The organism is Actinomadura hibisca NBRC 15177 (genome assembly GCF_001552635.1).
GTDB classification, from domain to species: domain Bacteria; phylum Actinomycetota; class Actinomycetes; order Streptosporangiales; family Streptosporangiaceae; genus Spirillospora; species Spirillospora hibisca.
In genome coordinates this window covers 1-7,242 of sequence record NZ_BCRO01000084.1, presented here as the reverse complement: position 1 = coordinate 7,242, position 7,242 = coordinate 1, and the positions used below count along the sequence as shown (strand labels likewise).

The window sequence follows — 7,242 nt, the reverse complement described above, 5'->3', positions numbered from 1 at the left end:
GGCCCGGCGCTTCGTCGTTGACGGGGGCGGGTCAGATGGTGACCTCGGCCCAGACGACCTTGCCGCCGGTCACCGGGTCGGCGCCCCAGGAGGTGGCGAACCGGTCGACGATGAACAGGCCGCGGTGGGACTCGTCCAGCGGGCCGGGCACCGTCATCCGCGGCATCTGGGCGGCGCGGTCGCGGACCTCGACCCGCACCCGGCCGGGGCCGCGCAGCAGCCGCAGCTCCAGGGCGGTGCCGGCGTGCCGGACGGCGTTGGCGACCAGCTCGGCCACGATGGCGGTCACCAGCTCCTCGCGCTCCAGCAGCGCCCAGGTGCGCATGGTGCGGGCGGCGAGCCGCCGGGCGTACTCGACGGCCTCGGTCTGGGGGGCGGCGCGCAGCGTGGTCTCGGTCATGGGCGCGTCCGGGTCCGGGGGCCGGGCGACGGCACTGGCGCGGTCATCCGCCCACCCCCTCCTCGGCGGGGCCGCCGAGCAGGAAGCGGTCCAGGCCGGTGGTGCGCAGGACGTTCTCGACGCGGCCGTAGGCGCCGGTCACGGTGAGCGTGGCGTTCTGCGCCCGCGCGTGCTTGTAGGCCCGGACCAGCACGTTGAGACCGGAGGAGTCGCAGAAGTCGACGGCGGTCAGATCGACCACGACCTCCCGCTCGCCCGCGTCCACCAGCTCGGTGAGCCGCGTGCGCAGCTCGTCCGAGGAGTGCAGGTCGATGGACCCGCGCGCGGCTATCGTCGCGCGCCCGTCCTGTCGTGTCGTGTGCAAGGCCAGCCCCACGCCACCCCACCTTACCGATTGTTGGGCTTCATCATGACGCCCTCAGAACGATGAGGGCAACGTCGTCGTTCGAGGGCTCGGGCCCGAAATCCCGCACGGCCCGCTGGACGCGGGCCGCCACGGCCCCGGCGCTGAGGCCGGCGCAACCGGCCAGCACCTGCTCCAGGCCGTGTCCGTCGCCGAGCAGCCGGGCGCCGTTGCGCCGCTCGGTCACGCCGTCGGTCACGCACAGCAGGACCTGTCCGCGCCGCAGTTCCACGGTGTCGGTGTGGAAGTCCACCCCGTCGAAGACCCCGAGCAGCGGCTGCGGCGAGGCGACCTCGTGCACCCGCCCGTCGGGGTCCAGCACCAGCGGCAGGGGGTGCCCCGCGCTGGCGAGCCTGATGGTGACCCCGTCCCGGGCGGGACGGGGGGTGATCTCGCCGTGCAGCAGGGTGAGCAGCCGGCCCCGCTCGCCCTCGCCGAGGATGAGGCGGTTGAGGCGGGCCATCACGTCGGGGACCGGCATGTCCTCGGCGGCCAGGATGCGCAGCGCGTGCCGGGCGAGGCCGGTGACGGCGGCGGCCTGCGGGCCGGTGCCGCACACGTCGCCGATGGCGAAGCGCCAGCGGTCGGCGGCGCCGGGCGGGGAGGCGGGGCCGCCGAGCTGGCCGGCGGCGGGGTCGCCGACCTCGAACACGTCGTAGAAGTCGCCGCCGACCTCGCTGCCCTCCCCCGCCGGCTCGTAGACCACGGCGGTCTCCAGGCCGGGGATGTCGGGGATGCCGGGCGGCAGCAGGCTGCGCTGGAGCGCGCTGCTCATCGCGGTCTGCTCGGAGTACAGCCGGGCGTTGTCGACGGCGAGGGCGGCGCGGCGGCTCAGCTCCTCGGCCAGCTCGATGGCGCTGCGCGGGAACCGGTCGCCGGGCGGGCGGCCGATGACGATGGTGCCGATGCGACGGCCACGGGCGATCAGCGGGAACGCGTACGCCTGGTCGCCGGTGGTCGCCCCGGCGACGGCGCGGACCTCGCCGGGGGCGGCGCCGAACCCGGTCCAGGGGCCGGCGGCGTCGGTGGGCGGCGGGACCTCGGCGCCCACCAGCAGCCCGCGCAGGCCGTCGGCGCGGGTCTCGTCGGCGTGCCAGACGTAGGCCAGGCGGGCCGCCTCGTTCTCGGTGGCGGTGTAGACCGCGCACCAGGTGGCCAGGCGCGGCACCACGAGCTGGGCGACCAGCGCCATGGTGCGCTCCTGGTCGAGGGTGCCGGCGAGCAGGTCGCTGGCCTCGGCGACGAAGCTGAGCCAGCCGCGCCAGGACCGCTCCAGTTCGCCGATGCGGGCCTTCTCCAGCGACAGCGACATCTCGTCGGCCAGGCGGGCGAGGCGGGCGGCGTCGGCGCTGGCGAAGCGGCCGGGCTCGGTGGCGGTCGCGACGACCAGGCCGGTGAGGTGGCCCTGGGCCTCCAGCGGGGCGGCGGCCAGCGAGCGGGCGCGCAGCGCGGCGGCGATGGGGTCGGAGGAGTCGTTGGACACCCACGGGGTGCCGGCGCGGGCGTCGGGGCCGAGGTTGACCATCGACAGCTCGCCCAGGGACGGCTCGCCGGGCAGCCCGGCGGCGGCGCCGAGGACCAGGCGGCCGTCGCGCTCGGTGAGCAGGACGGCGGCGGCGTCGGCGTCCAGGACGTCGCGGACGGTGACGATCGCGTTCCGCAGGGACTCGGTGGCGGCGGGCGAGCGCAGGATGCGGTCGGCGGAGGCGGCGGTGGCGCCCGCGTCGTGACCGGGGCGAGCGGGGATGAACCGGCTGGTCAGGGGTGCGGCGGCTGCGGCCCGGGACGGCTCGGCGGCGTCGGCGGGGACGAGGGTCTCGGCGGGATCGGCGGTCTCCACGGCACCGGACGTGCCGACGCTCCCCGGAGTACCGGCCCCGTCCCCCAGCGGGGCGGCGCGGGTGCCCGCGGGCCCGGCGACCGCCGCGGCCTCGCCGGAGTAGGTGGCCGGAGCGGCGCCGTTGGCGGCGCCCGAGCGCGGCAGCCGGAACCACACGCCCTTGCTGCGGCGGTCGTAGGTGACGCCCCAGGACGAGGCCAGCCGGGCGATGGAGGGCAGGCCGCGGCCGCTGGAGGCGTTCATGCCGGGCATCGCGATGGCGCGGGTGGGGTGCAGGTCGCGGACCTCGATCTGGACCTGGCCGTCGACCAGGCGGCAGGCGACCTCGAAGGAGGTCCCGGCGTAGGCGACGGCGTTGGTGGCCAGCTCGCTGGTGGCCAGCACGGCGTCGTCGACGGCCTCGGGCATCCCCCAGTCGGCCAGCACGCGCCGCACGAACCTGCGCGCGTCCGCCACCGAGACCGCGGCGGACGGGAAGGTGGCCGACACCGTCTGCCGTTCCAACAGTCGTCCCTCAATCGAAGCGTTACTAGCGAACCTGGCTATCGTGACAGACTGAGCGACCGTCTTGCCAGGCGAGCCGTGCCGGACGGGCACGGACCGCGCCACGCGCCGGGGCCTCCCACCGGAGTGTCGCGCCCGCGGGGTCGGCCGGTGCGGTGGAATGGGCGGTGGAGAAGTCGGCGGCCCGTCGCCACAACACGACAGACCGTAACACGAAGACTACAAGCCCCGCGTTCGCCCGGTTTCCGGTCTCCGCGAGCCCGGCCGTCCGGGACGTGCGGAGACGTAGAGTACTGGTGCTGCCCAAAGGAGGTGTCCGTCGTTTCCGGGTACCCGGCATCGCGGGCCAGGAGGATGAAGAACATGCCCCGCTCCCGTAACGGTTCGTCGCCCGACACCACGCCGCGCTACAGCGACGCCGACCTGGAGCCGCTGCTGAAGGCGCTGGTCGCGGTCCGGGACGGACGTCTGCAGTACGAGATCGAGCTGCCCGGCGAGGGCGTGCTGCGCGAGGCGGCGTCGCTGGTGAAGGACATCCGCGACCACGGCGGGCATCTCGCCGAGGAGCTGGCCCGCATCCGCCGGGAGGTCGGCCGCGAGGGGCAGCTCCTGGGCCGGATCACGCCGCGCGCGATGAAGGGCGGCTGGGCGGCGGCGGCCGAGGACGCCAACGGCGTCCTGGACAAGCTGACCGACCTCGCCACCGGCATGCACCACGTGGTGGAGGCCGTCGCCAACGGCGACCTGGGCCAGCGGATGGACCTGCGGGTGCACGGGCGGCCGATGCGCGGCGAGGTGCTGCGCATGGGCAAGTCGGTCAACGCGATGGTGGACATGCTCGACCAGTTCACCTGGGAGGTCACCCAGTTCGCGCGGGAGGTCGGCACCGAGGGGCGGCTCGGCGGGCAGGCGCCGGTGCGCGGCACGACCGGCCGGTGGCGGGACGCGACCACGGCGGTGAACGCGATGGCCAGCCGGCTGACCGCGCAGGTCCGCGACATCGCCGAGGTGACCACGGCGGTGGCCGAGGGCGACCTGACCCGCAAGGTGACGGTGGAGGCGACCGGCGAGCTGCAGGAGCTGAAGACCACCGTGAACACGATGGTCGACCAGCTGTCGGGGTTCGCCGACGAGGTGACCCGGGTGGCCCGTGAAGTGGGCACCGAGGGCAAGCTGGGCGGCCAGGCCAACGTGCGGGGCGTCAGCGGGGTCTGGAAGGACCTGACCGACAACGTCAACGCGATGGCCAACAACCTGACCGGCCAGGTCCGCAACATCGCGCAGGTCACCACGGCGGTGGCCGAGGGCGACCTGGGCAAGAAGATCACCGTGGACGCGCAGGGCGAGATCCTCCAGCTCAAGCTGACGGTGAACCAGATGGTCGACACGCTGTCGGCGTTCGCCGACGAGGTGACGCGCGTGGCGCGCGAGGTGGGCACCGAGGGCCGTCTCGGCGGGCAGGCGCGGGTGCCGGGCGGCAGCGGGGTCTGGAAGGACCTGACCAACAACGTCAACGGCATGGCCTCCAACCTGACCTACCAGGTCCGCAACATCGCGCAGGTCACCACGGCGGTCGCGCAGGGCGACCTGACCAAGAAGATCACCGTGGACGCGCAGGGCGAGATTCTCCAGCTGAAGGACACCATCAACACGATGGTGGACACGCTGTCGGCGTTCGCCGACGAGGTGACGCGCGTCGCGCGCGAGGTGGGCACCGAGGGCCGCCTCGGCGGGCAGGCCAAGGTGCACGGGGTCAGCGGGGTCTGGAAGGACCTCACCGACAACGTCAACTCGATGGCCAACAACCTGACGGTGCAGGTGCGCGGGATCGCGCAGGTCACCACCGCGGTCGCCAACGGCGACCTGACCAAGAAGATCTCGGTGGACGCGCAGGGCGAGATCCTGCAGCTCAAGGACACCATCAACACGATGGTGGAGACGTTGTCGGCGTTCGCCGACGAGGTCAGCCGGGTCGCCCGCGAGGTCGGCACCGAGGGCCGCCTCGGCGGGCAGGCGATCGTGCCGGGCGCCGGCGGCATGTGGAAGGACCTCACCGACAACGTCAACGGCATGGCCTCCAACCTGACCTACCAGGTCCGCAACATCGCGCAGGTCGCCACGGCGGTCGCGCACGGCGACCTGACCCGCCGCATCGACGTGGACGCCCAGGGCGAGATCCTGGAGCTGAAGACGACGCTGAACACCATGGTCGACACGCTGTCGTCGTTCGCCTCGGAGGTCACCCGCGTGGCGCGCGAGGTCGGCAGCGAGGGGCGGCTCGGCGGGCAGGCCGAGGTCGAGGGCGTGTCGGGCACCTGGAAGCGGCTCACCGAGAGCGTGAACGAGCTGGCCTCCAACCTCACCACGCAGGTCCGCGCGATCGGCGAGGTCGCCAGCTCGGTCGCCACCGGCGACCTGACCCGCACCATCACGGTCGCGGCGCGCGGCGAGGTCGCCGAGCTGAAGGACAACGTCAACCTGATGGTGGCGACCCTGCGCGAGACGACCCGCGCCAACGAGGAGCAGGACTGGCTGAAGACCAACCTGGCGCGGATCGGCGGCCTGATGCAGGGCCACCGCGACCTGATGCAGGTCGCCGAGCTGATCATGCGGGAGCTGACCCGCACCGCCAGCGCCCAGTACGGCGCGTTCTACCTGGCCGAGCACGCCGGGGAGGAGGCCGAGCTGACGCTGATCGCCGGGTACGGGATCCCCCGCGACCGCATCGGCCGGGTGCGGTTCGGGCCGGGCGAGGGGCTGGTCGGGCAGGCCGCCGCCGAGCGCCGCACGATCCTGATCGCCGACGCGCCCGCCGACTACGTCAAGATCCGCTCGGGGCTGGGCGAGGGCGCGCCGGTCAACATCATCGTGCTGCCGATCGTGTTCGAGGACACCGTGCTGGGCGCGATCGAGCTGGCGTCGTTCGGCCGGTTCACCGACGTGCACCTGGCGTTCTTCAGCCAGCTCATCGAGACCATCGGGGTCACCCTCAACGCCATCAGCGCCAACACCCGCACCGAGGCGCTGCTGTCGGAGTCCCAGCGGCTGGCCCAGGAGCTCCAGGAACGCTCCGACGAGCTGCAGCGCCAGCAGGGCGAGCTGCGCCACTCCAACACCGAGCTGGAGGAGAAGGCGGCGCTGCTGGCCCAGCAGAACCGCGCCATCGAGATCCAGAACTTCCAGATCGAGCAGGCCCGCCGCACCCTGGAGGAGCGCGCCGAGCAGCTGGCGATCTCCTCGCGGTACAAGAGCGAGTTCCTGGCCAACATGTCGCACGAGCTGCGCACGCCGCTCAACAGCCTGCTGGTGCTGGCCAAGCTGCTGTCGGAGAACCCCGGCGGCAACCTCACCGACAAGCAGGTGGAGTTCGCCCGCACCATCCACGACTCGGGCACCGACCTGCTGGAGCTGATCAACGACATCCTGGACCTGGCCAAGGTGGAGGCCGGGAAGATGGAGGTGCACCCGCAGCGGCTGGTGGTGGCGGGGCTGGTCGACTACGTGGACGCGGCGTTCCGGCCGCTGTCGGTGGACAAGGGGCTGCGGTTCGGCACCGAGGTCGCGGCGGACGTGCCGGGCACCCTGTACGCCGACGAGCAGCGGCTCCAGCAGGTGCTGCGCAACCTGCTGTCCAACGCGGTGAAGTTCACCTCCGAGGGCGAGGTGCGGCTGCGCGTGGAGCGGGCCGGCGACACCGACTTCACGCTGCCCGCGCTGTGGAACACCCCCGACGTGATCGCGTTCCGGGTGGTGGACACCGGCATCGGGGTCAGCGCCGACAAGCTCCAGGAGATCTTCGAACCGTTCCAGCAGGCCGACGGCACCACCAGCCGCCGCTACGGCGGCACCGGGCTCGGCCTGTCGATCAGCCGCAACATCGCGCGGCTGCTGGGCGGGGAGATCCACGCCGAGAGCGAGCCGGGCCGGGGCAGCGTGTTCACGCTGTACCTGCCCGCGCAGTACGCCGAGACCGACGGGCGGCGGCGCGCGCCGCAGCCGCTGGAGGAGGCGGTGGCGCCCGGCGGCGGCCCGCTGCCGGGGCGCCTGACCGCCTTCGACGGCCCGGCCGGCGCCGAGCGGCAGGACGGCGCGGCG

The 7,242-nt window shown here is 73.5% G+C and carries 4 protein-coding genes; 1 reads left to right on the top strand and 3 read right to left on the bottom strand.

Features of this window, described 5'->3' with window-relative positions:
• Window positions 1-31 precede the first annotated feature (31 nt).
• From AH6_RS33070 to AH6_RS33060, 3 genes are read right to left on the bottom strand one after another with little or no spacing between them, the layout of a single operon-like run.
• Window positions 32-400, bottom strand: a complete 369-nt coding sequence (locus AH6_RS33070; protein ID WP_067488078.1) for an ATP-binding protein — start codon at window positions 398-400, stop codon at window positions 32-34.
• A gap of 43 nt (window positions 401-443) precedes the next feature.
• Window positions 444-776 carry an STAS domain-containing protein gene (locus AH6_RS33065; RefSeq protein ID WP_083983723.1) on the bottom strand — a complete coding sequence of 111 codons (333 nt, stop codon included), beginning with the start codon at window positions 774-776 and terminating at the stop codon, window positions 444-446.
• A gap of 31 nt (window positions 777-807) precedes the next feature.
• On the bottom strand, window positions 808-3,147 hold the full coding sequence (locus AH6_RS33060) for a SpoIIE family protein phosphatase (RefSeq protein ID WP_067488076.1): 2,340 nt from the start codon (window positions 3,145-3,147) through the stop codon (window positions 808-810).
• A gap of 363 nt (window positions 3,148-3,510) precedes the next feature.
• On the opposite strand from AH6_RS33060, the gene AH6_RS33055 reads away from it, so the two are divergent.
• On the top strand, window positions 3,511-7,242 hold a 3,732-nt coding region (locus tag AH6_RS33055; protein ID WP_373861839.1), incomplete at its 3' end, for a HAMP domain-containing protein.